Consider the following 515-nt stretch of genomic DNA (forward strand, 5'->3'; position numbering starts at 1 on the left):
GGCAACAGGATGGCACAATCACCACCTGTCAGGGGAAAACCGTGCGCCCTGAGCTGGATCAGACTGAGCTGGGTCGTATCGCCCGTCAGCAGCGAGACACGTCCGGGCCAGTGAGTATCGCCTGGCTGGAGGCTCCGGGAGGCACGCAGCTGCTATTGATATCTGCCAGTGACCTCTGTAAGACAGAACCTAAAGAAGAGGGATTTTAAGCATAAAAAAAGGCGATCGTTGATCGCCTTGATGCTGAATCGTTAAAAGCGGATCGACGATCCGCTTTGATGCGTTATTTACGGTCTATCGCGCGGTAACCGATATCGTTACGACAGAAGCTCCCTTTCCATGAGATCGGTTTGGCAAGCTCATAAGCACGTTTCTGTGCAGCAGCAACGTCTTCGCCCAACGCCGTAACGCAGAGAACGCGGCCGCCATTGGTCACGACCAGTTCGTCCTGCAGTGTGGTACCAGCATGGAACACTTTGCCATCCGCCACCTCTTCCAGAGGCAGGCCATGGATC

2 protein-coding genes are annotated in these 515 nt (G+C 55.0%); one reads left to right on the forward strand and one right to left on the reverse strand.

Translation table 11 applies throughout. The annotated features are described in order from the left end of the window. Positions 1-209: DUF1481 domain-containing protein (locus tag WH277_RS01895; protein ID WP_339504072.1), on the forward strand; the 209-nt coding region annotated here is incomplete at its 5' end. Positions 210-283: 74 nt separating this feature from the next. On the opposite strand, the gene WH277_RS01900 is transcribed toward WH277_RS01895, so the two are convergent. Further along, positions 284-515 (reverse strand): phosphoribosylglycinamide synthetase C domain-containing protein (locus tag WH277_RS01900; RefSeq protein ID WP_339504074.1); only part of this gene is annotated, 232 nt, incomplete at its 5' end.

It is taken from the genome of Erwinia sp. MYb416, assembly GCF_037479575.1.
GTDB lineage: Bacteria > Pseudomonadota > Gammaproteobacteria > Enterobacterales > Enterobacteriaceae > Erwinia > Erwinia rhapontici.